This is a genomic window from Dermacoccus sp. 147Ba (genome assembly GCF_004151355.1).
GTDB classification, from domain to species: domain Bacteria; phylum Actinomycetota; class Actinomycetes; order Actinomycetales; family Dermatophilaceae; genus Dermacoccus; species Dermacoccus abyssi.
Genome location: NZ_SEHL01000006.1, coordinates 16,758 through 34,806 on the forward strand (window position 1 = coordinate 16,758; position 18,049 = coordinate 34,806).

General features: G+C 68.4%; 17 protein-coding genes. 12 read left to right on the forward strand and 5 right to left on the reverse strand.

Annotated elements, in window-relative coordinates; translation table 11 throughout:
* The first annotated feature begins 1 nt into the window (after position 1).
* The 6 genes from EVU97_RS08970 (at position 2) to ffh (ending at position 7,766) form a co-directional block, all read left to right on the forward strand.
* Positions 2-280 carry a hypothetical protein gene (locus EVU97_RS08970; protein WP_129665195.1) on the forward strand — a complete coding sequence of 93 codons (279 nt, stop codon included), beginning with the start codon at positions 2-4 and terminating at the stop codon, positions 278-280.
* A gap of 55 nt (positions 281-335) precedes the next feature.
* The gene (gene ftsY, locus EVU97_RS08975) at positions 336-1,715 is read left to right on the forward strand and encodes a signal recognition particle-docking protein FtsY (RefSeq protein WP_129665197.1); all 1,380 of its coding nucleotides are present in this window, start codon (positions 336-338) and stop codon (positions 1,713-1,715) included.
* A 203-nt stretch (positions 1,716-1,918) separates the two neighbouring features.
* A complete protein-coding gene (locus EVU97_RS08980; RefSeq protein WP_047311969.1) occupies positions 1,919-3,340 on the forward strand; it encodes an ammonium transporter in 1,422 nt (473 codons plus the stop codon).
* Positions 3,337-3,675 carry a P-II family nitrogen regulator gene (locus EVU97_RS08985; protein ID WP_129665199.1) on the forward strand — a complete coding sequence of 113 codons (339 nt, stop codon included), beginning with the start codon at positions 3,337-3,339 and terminating at the stop codon, positions 3,673-3,675. Before EVU97_RS08980 ends, EVU97_RS08985 begins: the two co-directional genes overlap by 4 nt.
* 34 nt (positions 3,676-3,709) lie before the next feature.
* Positions 3,710-6,067: a [protein-PII] uridylyltransferase gene (locus EVU97_RS08990; RefSeq protein WP_129665201.1), complete on the forward strand. Its 2,358-nt coding sequence runs from the start codon at positions 3,710-3,712 to the stop codon at positions 6,065-6,067.
* Positions 6,068-6,152: 85 nt separating this feature from the next.
* A complete protein-coding gene (gene ffh / locus EVU97_RS08995) occupies positions 6,153-7,766 on the forward strand; it encodes a signal recognition particle protein (RefSeq protein ID WP_129665203.1) in 1,614 nt (537 codons plus the stop codon).
* A gap of 101 nt (positions 7,767-7,867) precedes the next feature.
* On the opposite strand, the gene EVU97_RS09000 is transcribed toward ffh, so the two are convergent.
* Complete coding sequence (locus tag EVU97_RS09000) at positions 7,868-8,596, reverse strand: alpha/beta fold hydrolase (protein WP_129665205.1); 729 nt, start codon at positions 8,594-8,596, stop codon at positions 7,868-7,870.
* A gap of 133 nt (positions 8,597-8,729) precedes the next feature.
* Between EVU97_RS09000 and EVU97_RS09005 the strand changes: the two genes are divergently transcribed.
* Together EVU97_RS09005 and EVU97_RS09010 are read left to right on the forward strand one after the other, a co-directional pair.
* Positions 8,730-9,821 (forward strand): amidohydrolase family protein, encoded by a 1,092-nt coding sequence (locus tag EVU97_RS09005; RefSeq protein WP_129665208.1) that lies wholly within the window; start codon positions 8,730-8,732, stop codon positions 9,819-9,821.
* Positions 9,814-10,722, forward strand: coding sequence for a GNAT family N-acetyltransferase (locus tag EVU97_RS09010; RefSeq protein ID WP_205744882.1), 909 nt, complete (start codon positions 9,814-9,816; stop codon positions 10,720-10,722). Before EVU97_RS09005 ends, EVU97_RS09010 begins: the two co-directional genes overlap by 8 nt.
* Positions 10,723-10,739: 17 nt before the next feature.
* Here the strand turns inward: EVU97_RS09010 and EVU97_RS09015 are convergent, their stop codons facing one another.
* From EVU97_RS09015 to aceA, 3 genes are all read right to left on the reverse strand, one after another.
* Positions 10,740-11,060, reverse strand: a complete 321-nt coding sequence (locus EVU97_RS09015; RefSeq protein WP_118912723.1) for a putative quinol monooxygenase — start codon at positions 11,058-11,060, stop codon at positions 10,740-10,742.
* Positions 11,061-11,140: 80 nt separating this feature from the next.
* Positions 11,141-12,781, reverse strand: coding sequence for a malate synthase A (gene aceB, locus EVU97_RS09020; protein ID WP_129665212.1), 1,641 nt, complete (start codon positions 12,779-12,781; stop codon positions 11,141-11,143).
* Positions 12,782-12,978: 197 nt separating this feature from the next.
* Positions 12,979-14,274, reverse strand: coding sequence for an isocitrate lyase (aceA, locus tag EVU97_RS09025; protein ID WP_129665214.1), 1,296 nt, complete (start codon positions 14,272-14,274; stop codon positions 12,979-12,981).
* Between the two features lie 196 nt (positions 14,275-14,470).
* On the opposite strand from aceA, the gene EVU97_RS09030 reads away from it, so the two are divergent.
* The 4 genes from EVU97_RS09030 (at position 14,471) to EVU97_RS09045 (ending at position 17,496) form a co-directional block, all read left to right on the forward strand.
* Entirely contained in the window at positions 14,471-15,982 is a 1,512-nt protein-coding gene (locus EVU97_RS09030; protein WP_047311978.1) for a helix-turn-helix transcriptional regulator, read from the forward strand.
* Between the two features lie 227 nt (positions 15,983-16,209).
* The gene (gene rpsP, locus EVU97_RS09035) at positions 16,210-16,695 is read left to right on the forward strand and encodes a 30S ribosomal protein S16 (RefSeq protein WP_047312203.1); all 486 of its coding nucleotides are present in this window, start codon (positions 16,210-16,212) and stop codon (positions 16,693-16,695) included.
* A gap of 5 nt (positions 16,696-16,700) precedes the next feature.
* Positions 16,701-16,943, forward strand: a complete 243-nt coding sequence (locus EVU97_RS09040; RefSeq protein WP_047311979.1) for an RNA-binding protein — start codon at positions 16,701-16,703, stop codon at positions 16,941-16,943.
* A 115-nt stretch (positions 16,944-17,058) separates the two neighbouring features.
* Positions 17,059-17,496: a DUF2752 domain-containing protein gene (locus tag EVU97_RS09045; protein ID WP_082128826.1), complete on the forward strand. Its 438-nt coding sequence runs from the start codon at positions 17,059-17,061 to the stop codon at positions 17,494-17,496.
* A 61-nt stretch (positions 17,497-17,557) separates the two neighbouring features.
* Here the strand turns inward: EVU97_RS09045 and EVU97_RS09050 are convergent, their stop codons facing one another.
* Positions 17,558-17,986 (reverse strand): DUF4190 domain-containing protein, encoded by a 429-nt coding sequence (locus EVU97_RS09050; RefSeq protein WP_129665216.1) that lies wholly within the window; start codon positions 17,984-17,986, stop codon positions 17,558-17,560.
* Positions 17,987-18,049: the final 63 nt, after the last annotated feature.

Consider the following 18,049-nt stretch of genomic DNA (forward strand, 5'->3'; position numbering starts at 1 on the left):
GGTGTTCTGGCTCGTTCTTGGTATGACGCTTGCCGTCGCGCTCGCCCTCTTCGTCGTGGGCATCGTGGCGCTGCCGGCCCGCCGTGCGGGGCGGAGCATGTTCACGCCGCGCGGTGAACGTCTCTTCCGGCTCTCCGACGACGCGCCGGTCGGCCGGAGTCGAGGCCCCGTGAAGCGTGCGGCCGGCGAGGCCGGCGCGACCAAGAAGCCCGCGAAGTCCGGCGAGAGTGCTTCGGCCGGGGTGGCACGTTCCGAGCGTGCACGCCGACCCGAACGCTGAGTGAGCCGCTGCCTCCCGATGGCCGGTTCTCGGTGAGGTTTGCAATGATGGGGCCGTGGATCAGCTCTGGGAAATTCTTGCTGTCGTAGTCGTTGCCCTGCTCGCAGGGGTGGCGGGCGTCGTCGGTCTCGTCCGCGGTCGTTCGCGCAAGGCGCCGAAGGTGCCGCCGAAGACCGAGCAGACGCCGATCGAGCGGCCGGTCGCCAAGAAAACGCAGTACAAGCCGAGCAGCGGCATGCGGATCGACACGTCGAAGACGGCCGAACCCGCACCGGCGAAGAAGCAGGCGCGGAAGCCCGAAAACGCAACGCAGGCTCCTACCGCAACCGACACGGCCGACGTCGCAGAGCCGACGGAGCCGGCCGAAGCCGCACCCGCCACGGGTGAGACGGTCGACGAGGACCGCCCGCTCACCGAGGCGGAGGCCACGCAGACCAACCCGTTCGACGTCGAGGCCGACGAGGAAGCCGCGAGCTCGACGGCGGCCGAGACCCGTGAACTCGAGAAGCCCGAATCTGCCCGTGGTCGCATGGTGCGCCTGCGTGAGCGCCTCTCCCGTTCGAACACGGCCCTCGGCAAGGGCCTCCTCGGCCTGCTCTCCGGCGGGACGCTGGACGACGAGGCCTGGGAGGACGTCGAGGACACGCTGCTTCGTGCCGACCTGGGTGTCGAGGCGACGACGGAGATCGTCGACAACCTCAAGAAGCGGATCTCCGTGAACGGTGCCACCGACGAGGAGACCGTCTCGCAGTGGCTCCACGAGGAACTGCTCGCGCAGGTGGGCCCCGACATGGACCGTCGTATCGCGGCCAGCCGCGTCGGAGACCGCCCCGCGGTCGTGCTCGTCGTCGGCGTCAACGGCACAGGCAAGACGACCACGGTCGGCAAGCTCGCGCGTGTTCTCGTCGCCGAGGACAAGGACGTCATCCTCGGTGCCGCTGACACCTTCCGCGCCGCCGCTGCCGACCAGCTCGAGACCTGGGGTGGGCGCGTGGGCGTTCCCACGGTCCGTTCGGACAAGGAAGGCGCCGACCCGGCCGCCGTCGCGTTCGACGCCGTCAAGGCCGGCCAGGAGGGGGAGTGCGACGTCGTGCTCATCGACACCGCCGGCCGCCTGCACAACAAGGTCGGCCTCATGGACGAGCTGACGAAGGTCAAGCGCGTCGTCGAGAAGCGCAGCCCCATCGATGAGGTGCTCCTCGTCCTCGACGCGACGACGGGTCAGAACGGCATGCGTCAGGCGGAGGTCTTCGGTCAGGCCGTCGACGTCACCGGTGTCGTGCTGACGAAGCTGGACGGCACGGCCAAGGGTGGCATCGTCGTCAACGTCCAGCGGGCGCTGGGCGTGCCGGTCAAGCTCGTCGGTCTCGGTGAGGGCCCTGACGACCTGGCGCCCTTCGACCCGGAGGCGTACGTCAACGCGGTGCTCGACTGAGCAGGCCGGTCTCGAGCCCCGCAGCGCCCACCCGCAGTCACGGCCGGTGGGCGCTCGTGCGTCCACGCTTCGACACGAAACGTCTCGCATGGCGTGCATACCCTGAGGATGTGACCGCGATTTCACGTCAGCGCCGCATCCGAAACATGGGCGAAACATCGCGAGCCGCACGCTGAAACGTGACGAGGGCAGGATCACTGAGCATGAACGCACACCTTCTGGCGGCAGAGGCCGCCCCCAAACTCGACTATGCGGCCACCGCATTCGTCCTCTTGTGCGCATCGCTCGTGCTCATGATGACGCCCGCGCTGGCGTTGTTCTACGGCGGGATGACGCGCTCCAAGTCGGTGCTCAACATGATGATGATGTCGTTCGGCGCCCTCGGCGTCGTCGGCATCATCTATGTGCTCTACGGCTACTCGATGTCGTTCGGCACCCACGACATCGCCGGGCTGATCGCGAACCCGGGTGACAAGTTCGGTCTGCACAACGTCGCCGACGTGTTCAACTCGTTCGGGTACGAGGGCTACGGAAACATCCCCGAGCTCGCGTTCGTGGGCTTCCAGCTCACCTTCGCGGGCCTGACGGTCGCGCTCATCTCCGGCGCCATCGCCGACCGTGTGAAGTTCTCGACGTGGCTCGTCTTCTCCGCGATCTGGGCGACGATCGTGTACTTCCCGATCGCGCACATGGTGTGGGGCGGCGGGTTACTCGGCGGCACCGACCAGGGCGTCGCCGCGACGATGTTCGGTTCGACCGACGGCAAGGCCACGTTCGCACCGATCGACTTCGCGGGCGGCACCGTCGTCCACATCAACGCAGGCATGGCGGGCCTCGTCCTCGCCCTCATCGTCGGGCGCCGCGCCGGTTTCGGCCGCGTGCCCATGCGCCCCCACAACGTGCCGCTGACCATGCTCGGCGCCGGTCTGCTCTGGTTCGGCTGGTTCGGGTTCAACGCGGGTTCCGAGCTCGCCGCAGACGGTTCGGCCGCCCTCGTGTGGGTCAACACGACCGCCGCGACGTGTGCGGCGATGATCGGTTGGCTCGCCGTCGAGAAGATCAAGGACGGTGAGGCGACGTCCATCGGTGCCGCCTCCGGCGTCGTCGCCGGTCTCGTCGCGATCACCCCCGCCTGTGGTGCGCTCAGCCCCGTCGGCTCGCTCATCCTCGGCGCGGTCGCCGGCATCCTCAGCGCCCTGGCCGTCAGCCTGAAGTTCAAGTTCAACCTGGACGACTCGCTCGACGTCGTCGGCGTCCACCTCGTCTCCGGCCTGTGGGGCACGATCGGCGCCGGCCTGCTGTCGACGACGAACGGCCTGCTCTACGGCAAGGGCTACGAGCAGACGGTCGTGCAGATCGTCATCGCGCTCGGTTGCCTCGCGTTCACGGGCGTGCTCACCGCCGTCATCGGTCTCGCCCTCAAGGCGACGATGGGCTGGCGCATCGACCACGACGACGAGCTCGCGGGCATCGACTCCGCCGAGCACGCCGAATCCGCCTACGATTTCGGTGGGTTCGCCTCCGGTACCCGCGTCGGCCACGGCCTGCTGCCGTCCGGCCACGGCCCCCTCGGTGGCAGCACCACCGGCGCAGAACACAACGACCCGCGAGGAGTGCAGGCATGAAACTCGTCACCGCCATCATCAAGCCGTTCAAGCTCGACGACGTCAAGGAAGCCCTCGAGGCCTATGGCATCGCCGGGATGACGGTGAGCGAGGTCAGCGGCTACGGCCGCCAGCGCGGCCACAGCGAGGTTTACCGCGGCGCCGAGTACAGCGTCGACTTCGTGCCGAAGCTGCGCATCGAGGTCGTCATCGACGGCGCCGACGCGCCCGCCGTCGTCGACGCCGTCGTGCGTGCCGCGCAGACGGGACGCATCGGCGACGGCAAGGTGTGGACCGTGCCGGTTGAGGACGTCGTGCGTGTTCGCACAGGTGAGACGGGTCCGGCGGCGCTGTGACCCCGGCCGGCTGCACGTCGTGGGCGGAGAACTGATGGTCCTGGCCTCCGCCCACTACGCCGAGCGCCTCGAACTCGCCACGGCACTGGGATTCAGCAGTCCGGGCGCCGGGCGTGCTCGCCGGCTCCGTCTCGCCGAGCACGCCCAGGGCTACCTCGAGCAGGTATGGCAGGAGGCGATCTCGGCTGCGGGTTTCTCCTCCGGCACGACAGACGTTGCGCTTGCCGTGGTCGGCTCGCAGGCCAGGGGGGAGGCCGGCCCCCTCAGTGACGTGGACCTCGTCCTGGTGCACACCGGTCGAGTGGGAGCCGAGCGTCTCAGCCGGCTGGCCGACGGCCTCTGGTACCCGCTGTGGGACGCCGGTGTGCGTTTCGACCATTCGGTTCGCACGCTCGCAGAATGCCGAAAGGCCGCCTCAGGTGATCTTGCCGCTGCGGTGGGGATGCTCGATCTCGCGCCCGTGGCGGGCGACGCGACCCTTGTGGCAGGGGTGCGCCAGAGTGTTGGCGTGGACTGGCGCGCCGCAGCCCGCAAGCGACTTCCGGAGGTGCTCGAATCTTTCGAGGCGAGGCACGCGAGCTTCGCGGCTGTTTCGGGGACTTTGGAGCCTGATCTCAAGGAGTCCGGTGGTGGTCTGCGCGACCTCCTGCTCATCGATGCCTTGACGACGGCCTGGCTCGCAGATCCGCAGCGGGGGGCTCTCGATCCGGCTCGAACGACTCTGCTGGACGTTCGCGACGCGCTGCAGGTGGTGACCGAGCGGGGGCGCGCGACTCTGGGACTACAGCACCAGGATGCCGTGGCCCAGCTCCTCGGTCTGCAGGATGCCGACGAACTGCTCACCCGGGTCGTTAACGCGGGGCGCGCCGTGGCGCACGTGCGCGATACCGCGGTTCGTTCCGCCTCGCAGGCACAGCGTGCACGGGGTCTTCGGGTGGGGCCGCGTCGCCCGCGCCTGACGCCGCTGGGGTACGGCCTCTTCCTCCACGACGGGGAAGTCGTGCTCGGTGGCTCACCGCGTGAGCCGGGCGTCGTGCAGCTCCTTCGCGCGGCCACGCAGGCAGCGCGTCGAGGAATGCGTATCGCTCCGGCGACGGCCGTGAAGCTCGCCTCTGACCTTCCCCGCCTTCCCACGCCCTGGCCGGCGCCGGTGCGGGAGGCCTTCGTCGAGCTGCTCGCCTCCGGTGCGGGCCTCGTCGACGTGTGGGAGGACCTCGACCGCATCGGCGTGATCGACGCATGGTTTCCGGAGTGGGCGTCGATCCGATCACGCCCCCAGCGAAACGCGCTTCACCGTTTCACCGTAGACCGCCACCTCATCGAGGCGTGCGCGGCCTGCGAGCCACTGCTCGTGAGGGTGGCTCGTCCGGATCTCCTCGTCGTCGCGGCGTTCCTTCACGACATCGGCAAGGTGTCTGGTCAGCGGGACCACAGTGTCGAGGGTGCCCCCGTCGCCCGGGCCATCTGCGAGCGGATGGGATTCGATGCGAACGACGCCGCGGTCGTCGAACGGCTCGTGCGCCACCACCTCACGTTGGCCGAGTGCGCCACTCGACGCGACCCTGACGATCCGCGCACGGCTGATGTCGTCATCGAGGCCGTCTCCGGTCAGGAGCAGGTGCTCCAGCTTCTTGCCGCGCTCACCGAAGCCGACGCCGTGGCCACCGGTACCGGAGCGTGGACCTCGTGGCGTGCGGGTCTCGTGGCCGATCTCGTGCGGCGCGCGGAGGCACAGCTGACACACGAGGTCGCCACCTCGAATCCGCGGGTCGGCTGGGAGCCGACGGCACAGGACGCGCAGAGGGTTCGTGACGGGGATGTCGTGCTTCAGGTCGAGCGCAAGGACGTGCGCTCAGCTGTTCTCACGGTCGTCGACGTCGACCGGCCCGGACTCTTCGCCGACACGGCCGGGCTCCTGGCCCTGAGGCGACTGAGGGTCGTCGCTGCTGCGATCACGACGCGAGAGGGGCTGGCCCTGGATCGGTGGTCGGTCGAGGCGCCGCACGGGGAGTTGCCAGACGTCACGGAGCTCGAGAGAGCCCTGCGCGCGCTCCGGTGTGGAGATCGCACGCCCCTTCGTGCCCTGGACGTTCCCGCGCACCGGGCTCACGCCGGGTCAGAGCGGCCGAGCGACGTTCTCGTGCGACGTGTGTCGTCCGCAGGGGACGCGCAGCGGATCGAAGTGCGCGCGCCCGACCGCGTCGGGCTCCTCTTCGACGTGGGACGCGCCCTCGCGGCCTGCGGCGTGGCGCTCGTCGCTGCGAGCGTCATGACCAGCGCGGGCCGGGCGGTCGACGTCTTCACGGTGAGGGCAGCTGACGCTGGGACGCTGGATCCTCATGCGCTCGATCGTGCGCTCGATGCCGTTCGAGGCGCCCTGCGCTCTCGGTGAACGAGCAGAACGCTCAGGTGCGCCGCAGGCGCGGTCCCACGGAGTCGATCTGACGGCGCCCGGGGCGAGCGGGTAACCTAAACCGGTGTTCAACAGCCTTTCCGACCGTCTGACAGCCACCTTCACGAATCTTCGTGGCAAGGGGCGTCTGACCGAGTCCGACATCAACTCGACCATCCGCGACATCCGGATGGCGCTGCTCGATGCGGACGTCGCCCTGCCGGTCGTCAAGCAGTTCACCCGTGGTGTGCGCGAGCGCGCGCTGGGTGCCGAGGTGAGCCAGGCGCTCAACCCGGGCCAGCAGGTCGTCAAGATCGTCAACGAGGAACTCGTCGAGATCCTCGGTGGTCAGACCCGGCGCCTGACGATGGCGAAGTCGGGCCCGACGGTCATCATGCTCGCGGGTCTGCAGGGTTCGGGTAAGACGACGTTCGCCGGCAAGCTGGCCCGCCGTCTGCGCGACGAGGGCCACTTCCCGGTGCTCGTGGCCGCCGACCTCCAGCGTCCGAACGCCGTGCGTCAGCTCGAGGTCGTCGGTGAGCGCGCGGGTGTGCCCGTCTTCGCTCCCGAGCGCGGCAACGAGGGTGGTCACGACGCGGTCTCCGAGAACGCCGAGGGCACCCGCTCCTACGGCGACCCGGTGTGGGTCGCCCAGGCTGGCGTCAACCAGGCCAAGCTGCGTCAGTACGACGTCGTCATCGTCGACACCGCCGGTCGTCTGGCCGTCGACGAGAACCTCATGCAGCAAGCGGCCGACATCCGCGCGGCCATCAACCCGCACGAGGTGCTGTTCGTCATCGACGCGATGATCGGCCAGGCTGCCATCGAGACGGCGACGGCGTTCCAGGACGGCGTCGACTTCACGGGTGTCGTCCTGTCGAAGCTCGACGGTGACGCCCGCGGTGGTGCGGCTCTGTCCGTCGCCTCCATCACCGGCCGTCCCATCATGTACGCGTCCACGGGTGAAGGCGTCAAGGACGTCGAGGTTTTCCACCCCGACCGCATGGCGTCGCGCATCCTCGACATGGGCGACGTGCTCACCCTCATCGAGCAGGCCGAGCGGGCCTTCGACAAGCGCCAGGCCGCCGAGATGGCCCGCAAGTTCTCCGGTGGCGAGGACTTCACGTTCGACGACTTCCTCCAGCAGATGTCGGCCATCAAGAAGATGGGGAACATCAAGGGCCTGCTCGGCATGATGCCGGGCATGGGCCAGATGCGTGACCAGCTCAACGCCCTCGACGAGCGCGAGTTCGACCGCGTCGAGGCCATCGTCCACTCGATGACGCCGTTCGAGCGCAACAACCCCAAGCAGATCAACGGTTCGCGCCGTGCGCGCATCGCGCGCGGTTCGGGCGTGAGCGTCTCCGAGGTCAACCAGCTGCTCGAGCGCTTCGGCCAGGCGCAGAAGATGATGCGTCAGCTGAAGAACGGCGGCGGTATGCCGGGAATGCCCGGGATGCCGGGCATGGGTGCCGGTGGCGGCAAGCGCGGCAAGAGCCAGCCCAAGAAGAAGGGCAAGAGCGGTAACCCGGCCAAGCGCGCGCAGCAGGAAGCGGAGGCAGCGAAGAAGGCCGATGCCGCCCGTAACCAGGCCATGGAGAACGCGTTCGGGCAGATGAAGGAAGAGCCCGACTACTCCAACATGAAGCTGCCCAAGGGCTTCGAGAAGTTCCTCGGCCCGGGCGCTGACAAGGACTGATCGCGCGAAGAGCGCTGCATGACCGTGAAGGGCCGACCACACACGAAGTGGTCGGCCCTTCGCCGTCCCAGCTCGGGGACAGCCGGTGAAGGAATTGTCGGCTACGCGACGACGAGGGGCGGGCGCTCGGCGCGCTCGAACGCCGCCCGCAGCTCCTTAGTGAAGCGCTTGGGCCGGTTGAGGTTCGAGATGTGACCGGCGTCGTCGAGCACGACGAGACGGGCCGCGTCGTTGGCCGCGAGGAAGCGACGCTCGTGGATGCGGAACTCGTCACGGCGGCCGTTGATGATCGTCACGGGCACGTCGATCGAGCCGATCGCCTCGAGAACGTCGAGGCGGCCCAGTGCGCGCATGACGGGGGCCACGACGTGAGCCTTCGCGCGACCGCCGCCGTAGTAGTGGCGCGCGGCCTTGGGCGAGTTGGCCTTCGCGAAGGCGGCGAGAACGCTGTCGTCCGCGCTGCCGGGAAGCCGGTCCCGCCAGGAGAGGTAGGCGCCGAACACCACCGCGAGGAAGCGGTTCGGGACGGCGGTGCACCCCGCCACCGTTACGGCGCGTAGGGGACGCTGCGTGGTGGCGGCGTACTGCAGCGACAGGTAGCCGCCGAGTGACAACCCGACGAGCATCGGCGGCTCGGGGCACGACGCGACGGCCTCGTCGATGGTGGCCAACGCCGCAGCGAGCGAGAACTCCTCGTCCTGACGCTCGCCGTGACCGGGAAGATCAGGCGCGACGACGTGGAAGCCTCGCTTCGTCAGGCGCTTGATCTGGGGTCGCCACATGGTGCGCGAAGAGCGCACACCATGCACGAGAACCACCGAACCGGACATCCCTTCAGAATACGGCTCACGCCTGGGAAGGCCCTCCACACGTCGCCGTCACTCGGCGAAAATGGGCGGACAACGTGAGGAACATCGCACCTACTCGCCCGTTGGGTCGGTGGCTCCCGTTAGGGTCACGAGCATGAGCGACACCGTCCTGCACCTGACCGGTCGCGTCCTGCGTGGCCCCGATGACGAAGCGGCCGAAGCGTGGGTGATCGACGGACGCATCACCTTCGAGACCCCTGACGGCGCAGCCACCGCAGACGCCACACGTCTGGAGGGCACCTTCCTTCCGGGCCTCGTCGACGCGCACTGTCACGTCGGCCTGGAAGCCCACGGTGGGGCGCCGGAGAACGCCGAGGCGCATGCGTTGGCCGACCGCTCGGCCGGCGCGCTCCTCCTGCGTGACTGCGGTTCACCCGTCGACACCCACTGGATTGACGAACGCGAGGACCTGCCGCGCATCGTGCGCGCCGGACGTCACATCGCGCGCACGAAGCGCTACATCAAGAACTTCGCCCACGAGATCGAGCCGGAGGACCTCGTCGCCTACGTGCGTCAGGAAGCCCGCCGCGGCGACGGCTGGGTGAAGCTCGTCGGCGACTGGATCGACCGCGACGCCGGCGACCTCGCGCCCTGCTGGCCCAAGGAGGCCCTCACACCGGCGATCGACGCAGCCCACGAGGAGGGCGCTCGCGTCACGGCCCACTGCTTCGGTGAGCAGTCGCTCGTCGACTTTGCCGAAGCCGGCATCGACTGCATCGAACACGCGAGCGGCCTCACCGAGGAGACCATCGCGATGTTCGCCGAGCGCGACATCGCGATCGTGCCCACGCTCATCAACCTCGACAACTTCCCGAGCTTCGCGCAGGCGGGGGAGAAGAAGTTCCCCGGCTACGCCGCTCACATGCGTGACCTACACGCGCGCCGGTACGAGACCATCGGCGCGGCCCGGGACGCAGGCTTGCGCATCTTCGCGGGCACCGACGCCGGCGGGCAGTTGCCCCACGGCCTCGTCGCCCGTGAGGTGGAGGAGATGCTCAACGTCGGGATGAGCGCGACCGAGGCCATCGCGACGGCGACGTGGGGCGCTCGCGAATGGCTGGGCCACGAAGCGCTCGTCGAGGGTGCCCCGGCTGACCTCGTGCAGTACGAGAGCGACCCGCGCGACGACGTTCGCGTGCTCGCCGCGCCCACGCATGTCATCCTGCGCGGACGCGTCGTTGAGTGAGGACGACGGGCGCCTCCTCGTCGCCGACGGTGAGCGTGTCCACGTCAGTGTGGCGACGGGTGGTGACATCGCGCCGTACCGGGAGGCGATGACACGGTCAGCGTCTCGGATCGGCCGCTGGAACCCGGTCAACCCGGACGACCTCGTCCACCACCTCGCGGCGCAGTCGGCCACGCACCGCACGTTTCTCATCCGCGCCAAGGACGCTGCCCGGGTGGCAGGTGACGAGGCGGGGCTCGTGGGCTGCGTCAACGTGACGAATGTCGTCCACGGCCGTTTCATGAGCGCCACCATGGGCTACAACGCGTTCGATCCCTACGTCGGTACCGGTCTGTTCCGCGAGGGGATGGCCCTCGTCGTCGGCATCGTGCTACGTCAGGCGCCCCACGGTATGGGGCTTCATCGCCTCGAGGCGAACGTGCGCATCGGCAACGACACGTCGGCCGGCCTCCTGCGCTCCCTGGGGTTCCGCCGCGAGCGCACGATGCGCCGGATGTTGTGGCTGGCCGACGGTCTCGGGGGTCGGAGCGCGTGGTTCGATCACGACTCGTTCGCCGTGACGCGCGAGGAATGGCCCGCGGCGCCGCACACCGCGAACGATCTGCCCACGGGTGTCATCGTGTGCGGGTCGGGCACGCCGGCCGCTGCGGCCTTCGCGGTCGCACGTGAACTCGGGGGAGTGGCCCTCGCCGACGTGCCGTTCGACGCCGCCCTCACGACGGCCCGGTACGCAGCGGCGCCCGTCGTGTGGTCGGCCGGTGACGACGCGGAGGCCGCTCACGACGCGCTGTTGCGTGCCGGCGCCACCGTCGCCCGCGGTGACGACATCGTCGCGAGCATCAGCGGCAATCCCTCAGACGTGACGCGGGCGGCTCTCCGACTGCGCCCGCGCCTCGTCTGAGGGGCTGTCGAGGGCCGTCAGTCGACGCTGATCTCGCCCATCTCGTCCCAGCCCTCGCCGTCGATCTGGCGGCTGATGATTCGCGGCGTGGAGGCGAGCTTGTCAGGCGTCTCGGCGGTGAACGTCTTGAAGTGCTCGGAGTTCACGTGTGCCTCTGCGGCGTCGTCCTTGAACGCTTCCACGAGCACGTACTCGTTCGGGTTCTCGACGCTGCGGCTCCAGTCGAACCACAGGTTGCCGCTCTCGGCGCGGGTGGCCTCGGTGAACGCTGCGACGTGGTCCATCCACGTCTCGGCGTGCTCGGGGCGGACGTCGAACTTGACGACGATGAAGATCATCGGAAGGTGCCTTTCACTCGGGGCATAGACAAGGGGATGTGCCGACTTCTCGGCACATCCCCTTGTCTACCACCTGTCGATCAGGCCGCGTCGCCGGCAACCTTCTCCGACTGACGCAGGTCCTCGGCGTCGATGCCGCGCGGCATGCGCAGGCCTTCGTCGAGGAGGAACCGCACGTAGGCGTAGTTCGTGAAGAACCCGGGAAGTTCGTCGGTCAGGGCCGAACGCTCGAGCACCTCACGGGCCTCGTCGAGACGCAACTGAATGTCGGCGTCGGCGCCGCGCTTGAGCTTGATCATCTCCTCGTCGATGAGGCGTTGGAGCAGGGCACGCGAGACCTGCGGACCTTCGGCGAGCTGCGTCGAGTGGTGCATCCACTGCCACAGCTGCGCACGGCAGATCTCGGTCGTCGCGGCGTCCTCCATGAAGTTGCCGATGGCGACGGCGCCCTGGCCGTCGATCCACGCGGCGAGGTACTGCAGGGCGACGCTGACGTTGCTGCGCACACCGTGCAGGCTCGTGGTCTGTATCGTGCCTTCGAGGCTGACGAGCGCGTGCGCGTCGTGACGCGGCGTGCGCTTGACCTCGATCTGGTCGAGCTTGTCGCCGAGCACGTGCGTGAACGCCGACATCACGGTGTCGACCATGGCCGGGTGCGCCACCCAGGAGCCGTCGAATCCCTCCTCGGCCTCACGCTCCTTCTCGGCGTGCACGACGTTGAGCGCGCGGTGACGGCGCTCCTCGTCCTGAACCGTCGGGTTGTTCGCCGCCGGCGCCGCGATGGCGTGCGTGCCGCGCTTGTGGGCGGTGGCGACGAGCAGGTCGGTGAACGTGCGCATGAACGGTGTCGTCATCGTGATGCGCTCGCGGTCGGGCAGCACGTACTCGTCACCGCGGTGGGCGAAGGTGCGCACGTAGCTGAAGATGTAGTCCCAGCGGCCCGCGTTGAGGCCCGAGGCGTGCTCGCGCAGCTCGAAGAGGATCTCCTCCATCGCGAACGCTGCGGGCAGCGTCTCGATGAGGACGGTGGCGCGCACCGTGCCGCGCGGGATGTCGAGGGCGTCCTGGGCCGCGTTGAAGATGTCGTTCCACAGGCGCGCTTCGGCACCGGACTCGATCTTCGGCAGGTAGAAGTACGGGCCGTAGCCGGCTTCGATGAGCGCCTTCGCGTTGTGGAAGAAGTATAGGCCGAAGTCGACGAGCGTGGCCGAGATCGGGCGACCGTCGATCGTGATGTGCTTCTCGCACAGGTGCCAGGCACGCGGGCGCATGATGAGCGTCGGGCGCTTGATCTGCGGGCGGGCCGCGTAGGCGCGCACCGCGTCACGCAGGACGATCTGACCGTCGATGAGGTTGAACCAGGTGGGCGCCGTGGCGTCTTCGAGGTCGGCCAGCCAGGTGGACGCGTTCGACGCCATCGCGTGCTCGACGTGGCTGCGCGTCACCGGCGCGACGAGTTCGACGCGGCGGTCGGCGAGGCCCGGAGCGATCGGGGCGACGCTCCACGAGTCGTCCTCACGCGCGGCGATCTCCTCGAGCGAGAAGTCGAGGTCGGCTCCCCGGTTGATACGACGCGACTGCGCGCGACGCTGCGCGAGAAGGTCGGCGCGACGTCCTGCGAACTCGCCGTCGAGGCGCGCCAGGAACGCGAGGGCGTCGGGGGTGAGGATCTCGTCGAAGCCCGGGTGCATCCGGCCGCGGACGGTGGGTGAAGAGCTCATGGGGCCCTCCTTCGAAGAAGCGCGGGGGCAACGCCGTCGGGCGTCGCGGGTGGAACGGTGAAACCCATCATCCCCGATACGCAGGCCCTCGTGGAGCGGGTTCGGGTGCTGGACGGGGTGGAAAGTGAACCCCCGCCCGTGCGGTCGGAGCCAGGTGGCCGCACAGGCGGGGGTTGGTCTTACTCAGACGGTGGCGATCAGAACTGAGCGCTCTCCGTCGAGTCCTTGAGGGCGGTCGTCGACGACTCGGGGTTGAGCGTCGTGGAGACCAGGTCGAAGTAACCCGTGCCGACCTCGCGCTGGTGCTTCGTGGCCGTGTAGCCGCGGCTCTCCGAGGCGAACTCGCGCTCCTGCAGGTCGACGTACGCCGTCATCTGCTCGCGAGCGTAGCCGTGAGCCAGGTCGAACATCGAGTAGTTGAGGGCGTGGAAGCCGGCGAGGGTGATGAACTGGAACTTGAAGCCCATCGCGCCGAGTTCCTTCTGGAACTTCGCGATCGTCTCGTCGTCGAGGTGCTTGCGCCAGTTGAACGACGGCGAGCAGTTGTAGGCCAGCATCTGGTCCGGGTACTCGGCCTTGACGGCCTCGGCGAACTTCTTGGCCAGCTCGAGGTCCGGCGTGCCCGTCTCCATCCAGATGAGGTCGGCGTAGGGCGCGTAGGCCTTGGCGCGCTCGATGCAGGGCTCGATGCCGTTGCGAACCTTGTAGAAGCCCTCGTTGGTGCGCTCACCGGTGAGGAACTGCTGGTCGCGCTCGTCGACGTCGGAGGTGATGAGCGTCGCGGCCTCGGCGTCCGTACGGGCGATGACGACCGACGGGACGTTCGAGACGTCGGCGGCGAGGCGGGCGGCGTTCAGCGTGCGAACGTGCTGCTTCGTCGGGATGAGCACCTTGCCACCGAGGTGACCGCACTTCTTCTCCGACGCGAGCTGGTCCTCCCAGTGCACACCCGCGGCACCGGCGTTGATCATGGACTTCATGAGCTCGTAGGCGTTGAGCGGGCCACCAAAGCCGGCCTCGGCGTCGGCGACGATCGGGACGATCCACTCGTCGACGGACTTGGTGCCCTCGGAGAACTCGATCTCGTCGGCGCGCATGAGCGCGTTGTTGATGCGGCGCACGACCTGCGGCACGGAGTTGGCCGGGTAGAGCGACTGGTCCGGGTAGGTCTGACCGGCGAGGTTCGCGTCACCGGCGACCTGCCAACCGGACAGGTAGATGGCCTTGAGGCCGGCCTTGACCTGCTGGACGGCCTGGTTACCCGTCAGCGCACCGAGGGCGTTGACGAAGTCCTCCGTGTGGAGCTTGTCCCACAGCTGCTCGGCACCGCGCTTGGCGAGGGTGAACTCCTCCTGCACGTTGCCCTGGAGGCGAGCGACGTCCTGGGCGGTGTACTCGCGCTCGACGTTCTTCCAGCGCTCGTTCGTGTCCCAGTCCTTCTGGATCGCGGCTGCGCGGTCGTCGATCGTCTTGATGATCTGCTCGGAGGTCATTGGCTCCAGTCCTTCCTCTATGGGCCCTGGTAGGTGCCCGGTGGGGATCGATGACTCAACTCTGACCGAGAAGAACGCACAAGTAGGTATACTTTTCGAGTAAAGATCGACGAATATTTACGTTTTGAACAAGTTTGAGCCGTCTTTCGTCGCGAAGCTGGCGTGACGGCCGTCACGCAGGCCGGAAAGTGGAGTCATGAACGAGAAGATGCGCGAAGGGCGGCTCGCCTCGGCCCGTGCTGCGGCCGAGGAGGCGGCGCCCGTGGAGCGGGCAGCCCCCGACGCCCTGACGATCGGCCGGCGCCTGCGTCACGTGCGTCAGCAGGCGGAGCGCACCCTCGGTGACGTGGCGGGGGCGATCGGCATGAGCCCGTCGGCGCTCTCGCTCATCGAGAACGGCAAGAGGGAGCCGAGGCTCTCGGTCCTCACGTCGCTGGCCGAGGCGCTCGACGTGCCGCTCGCCGACCTTCTCGCGACAGCGCCGCCGTCACGGCGAGCGGCCCTCGAGATCCGTCTGGAGCGTGCGCAGCGGGCGTCGACGTACGCCTCGCTCGGGCTGCCGAGCGTCCGCATCGGACCGCGGCTGCCCACCGAGGCGCTCGAGGCACTCGTCGGAATGCACGAGGCGATGGCGGCGATGCGCAGCGAGCAGGCGGCGACGCCCGAGCACGCACGGCGCGCGAACGCCGAGCTGCGCACCCGGATGAGGCAGGCCGACAACTACTTCGCCGACATCGAGGGCGCGGCTGCGCAGTTGCTCTCCGACGTCGGGCACCGTGGTGGGCCCGTCTCGCGAGCCTCTGTGGACCGCATCGCCGAACACCTCGGCTACCAGCTCGTGCACACCTCGGATCTTCCCGGCTCAACCCGGACGGTGAGCGACCTCGCGAACCGGCGCATCTATCTGCCGCAGCCGGAGGCCGGCCAGCACGACGCACGGTCTCTCGCCCTGCAGGCCCTCGGTCATCTCGTGCTCGACCACGAGGTGCCGGCCGACTACGCGGAGTTCCTTTCCCAGCGCGTCGAGATCAACTACTTCGCCGCCGCCGTGCTCATGCCGGAGAAGGAGGTGGGGCGCCGCCTTCTCGACGCGAAGGAGGCCAAGGACATCTCCATCGAGGATCTGCGCGATGCCTACGGCGTCTCCTACGAGACGGCGGCGCACCGCTTCACGAACCTCGCGACGAAGGTGCTCGACATCCCCGTGCACTTCATGCGCATCAGCTCCGACGGCGTCATCTACAAGGCGTACGAGAACGACGGCATCCAGTTCCCGACCGACGCCACGGGCGCGATCGAGGGCCAGCGCGTGTGCAAGCACTGGACGGCGCGCGCCGTCTTCGATCAGCCCGACCTGTCGCGCTCCTACCAGCAGTACACGGACACGCGCTCGGGCACGTACTGGTGCTCGGCGTTCGTGGACCGCACGCCGAGTGGCTTGTTCTCCGTCAACGTCGGTACGCCCTACCAGCACGTCAAGTGGTTCCGCGGCCGGGAGACGACCGAGCGTTCGCTCTCGCGCTGCCCCGACCCGTCGTGCTGCACGCGCCCTCCACAGGAACTTGCGAGCCGATGGGACGGTCGCTCCTGGCCGAGCGCTCGCGTGCACTCGCACCTGCTCGCCGCCATGCCGCCCGGCACGTTCCCCGGCGTCGACGACACCGAGGTCTACCAGTTCCTCGAGCGGCACGCGCGCGAGGACGGCTGACGGAGGGGAGGGGATTCGGCGGGTGGGCTCGCTTCTGGCAGAATGAAGCTGTACCCGTGCGCCCGGCAATCGGCCGGATGCACGCCTACCCCGAATCACGGTTCCCCGTTCGGACGCCGGTCGACGTCGGTCATCCGCGAAATTTCCTTCGCGTCAGGCTGCGCTCGTGCCCGTTCGCTCGAGCGGTCTCGCCGTGGTTCACCTACACAGAAAGTGAGACCGCCACCATGGCAGTCAAGATCCGCCTCAAGCGCCTCGGCAAGATCCGTCAGCCCCAGTACCGCGTTGTCGTCATGGACAGCCGTACGAAGCGCGACGGCCGTGCCATCGAGGAGATCGGCAAGTACCACCCCAAGGAAGAGCCGAGCCTCATCGAGATCGACGGCGAGCGCGCGCAGTACTGGCTCTCCGTCGGCGCGCAGCCGACCGAGCAGGTCGCCGCGCTCCTCAAGATCACGGGTGACTGGCAGAAGTTCAAGGGCGAGCCGGGTGCCGAGGGCACGCTGAAGACGGCCGAGCCGAAGGCCGACAAGAAGGCCCTCTACGAAGCCGCTCTCAAGGCCGCTCAGAACGCCGACACCTCCAAGGGCGGCGCCACGACGGCCAAGAAGAAGGCCGACAAGGCCGAGGAGCCCAAGGCTGACGAGGCCAAGGCTGAGGAGAAGGCCGAAGAGGCTCCCGCAGCTGAGGCCGAGAAGACCGAAGAGGCCTGATCCTCGTGCTCGAAGAAGCACTGGAGCACCTCGTCAAGGGCATCGTCGACCATGACGGCGACGTCGTCGTGCGTCACAAGGACGGACGACGGGGTGAACTCCTCGAGGTTCGCGTCCACCCGGACGACCTCGGTCGCGTGATCGGCCGTTCCGGTCGAACGGCGTCCGCCCTTCGCACCGTGGTCTCCGCGCTGGCCGGTGGCCGTTCGGTTCGCGTCGACATCGTCGACACCGACCGTTCGCGCTGAGCCGGTGCACCGACGAAGCAGCCCTCCCACCTCGACGAGGTGGGAGGGCTGCTTCGTGTTCTTCGGGTCTGGAGGGGATGCCGGGCCGCCGGCAGGCGAAAGGTAGCGTTGAAGGGTGACCGAAACGATGGTGGCTCGAGACCAGCGCCCTCGGGAGCGCCGTCTCTTGGGGCCGTTCGTCGTCGCCGGTTCCTTGGCGCTGGCCTCCGGCCTCCTGTACCTGCGTGATCCTCACGTCGATGCGTCGTGGGGACGCTGCCCGTCCATCGCGCTGTTCGGTCTTGCTTGCCCCTTCTGCGGCGGCCTGCGTGCCGTGAACGACCTCACCAACCTGCGTATCGTCGATGCCTTCTTCAGCAATCCGCTCCTCGTGAGTGCCGTGCCCTTGGTGCTCGCGTGGTGGATCAGCGTTGTTCGGGATCGATGGACCGGCAGCACGCGTCCGTGGATGTTCCCGGTGCAGCGGGGTGTCGTGGCGCCGGTGCTGATCGCGGTGTGCGTCGCCTTCTCGCTGTATCGGAACCTGCCGATCGGCGCGGCCTTCTATCCCTGATGTGAACATGACGAAGGGCTGCATCCGGTGGGGATGCAGCCCTTCGTCGCTCGTGCCGGGGTCAGCCCTGAGTGGCCACCCAGATACCGATACCCAGGTTGAGGATGGTGACGACGGCGCCGACGATGATGGCCAGCTTGGCCTTCTCAGCGCCCGTCTGCATGCCGTTGCTCTCGCGGATTTCCTTCTGGGCGATGACGCCGAGGACGATTCCGACGATCGAGAGGATGCCGCACAGGAGGCCGAGGAAGGAGCAGATGAGGGCCGGCAGGGCCTTCTTGTTCTCCATCGTCATGCCCTGGTACGGCGCGCCACCGGGCTGGCCGAAGCCGCCCTGCGCCTGCTGACCGTAGACATCCTGACCGGGCTGACCGTAGGGAGCCTGGCTGCCCTGGCCGTAGGGAGCCTGCGACTGGCCGTTCGCGTCGTAGTTCGGCTGGTTGCCGTAGTTCTGCTGCGGGTTGTTCTGGGGGTCCATGGGGTTGCTCATGTTCTCTCCTCCGTGTGGGTCCTGCCCCAACCGTAGTAGGAATCGCCCCTGCCCGCGGGGACG

Excerpts from the sequence above, each read along its gene's own strand:
- EVU97_RS08980 (WP_047311969.1), top strand. The coding sequence starts at position 1,919 with ATGAACGCACACCTTCTGGCGGCAGAGGCCGCCCCCAAACTCGACTAT.
- EVU97_RS08985 (WP_129665199.1), top strand. The coding sequence starts at position 3,337 with ATGAAACTCGTCACCGCCATCATCAAGCCGTTCAAGCTCGACGACGTC.
- EVU97_RS08990 (WP_129665201.1), top strand. The coding sequence starts at position 3,710 with ATGGTCCTGGCCTCCGCCCACTACGCCGAGCGCCTCGAACTCGCCACG.
- EVU97_RS09000 (WP_129665205.1), bottom strand. The coding sequence starts at position 8,596 with ATGTCCGGTTCGGTGGTTCTCGTGCATGGTGTGCGCTCTTCGCGCACC.
- EVU97_RS09005 (WP_129665208.1), top strand. The coding sequence starts at position 8,730 with ATGAGCGACACCGTCCTGCACCTGACCGGTCGCGTCCTGCGTGGCCCC.
- EVU97_RS09015 (WP_118912723.1), bottom strand. The coding sequence starts at position 11,060 with ATGATCTTCATCGTCGTCAAGTTCGACGTCCGCCCCGAGCACGCCGAG.
- aceB (WP_129665212.1), bottom strand. The coding sequence starts at position 12,781 with ATGAGCTCTTCACCCACCGTCCGCGGCCGGATGCACCCGGGCTTCGAC.
- aceA (WP_129665214.1), bottom strand. The coding sequence starts at position 14,274 with ATGACCTCCGAGCAGATCATCAAGACGATCGACGACCGCGCAGCCGCG.
- EVU97_RS09030 (WP_047311978.1), top strand. The coding sequence starts at position 14,471 with ATGAACGAGAAGATGCGCGAAGGGCGGCTCGCCTCGGCCCGTGCTGCG.
- rpsP (WP_047312203.1), top strand. The coding sequence starts at position 16,210 with ATGGCAGTCAAGATCCGCCTCAAGCGCCTCGGCAAGATCCGTCAGCCC.
- EVU97_RS09050 (WP_129665216.1), bottom strand. The coding sequence starts at position 17,986 with ATGAGCAACCCCATGGACCCCCAGAACAACCCGCAGCAGAACTACGGC.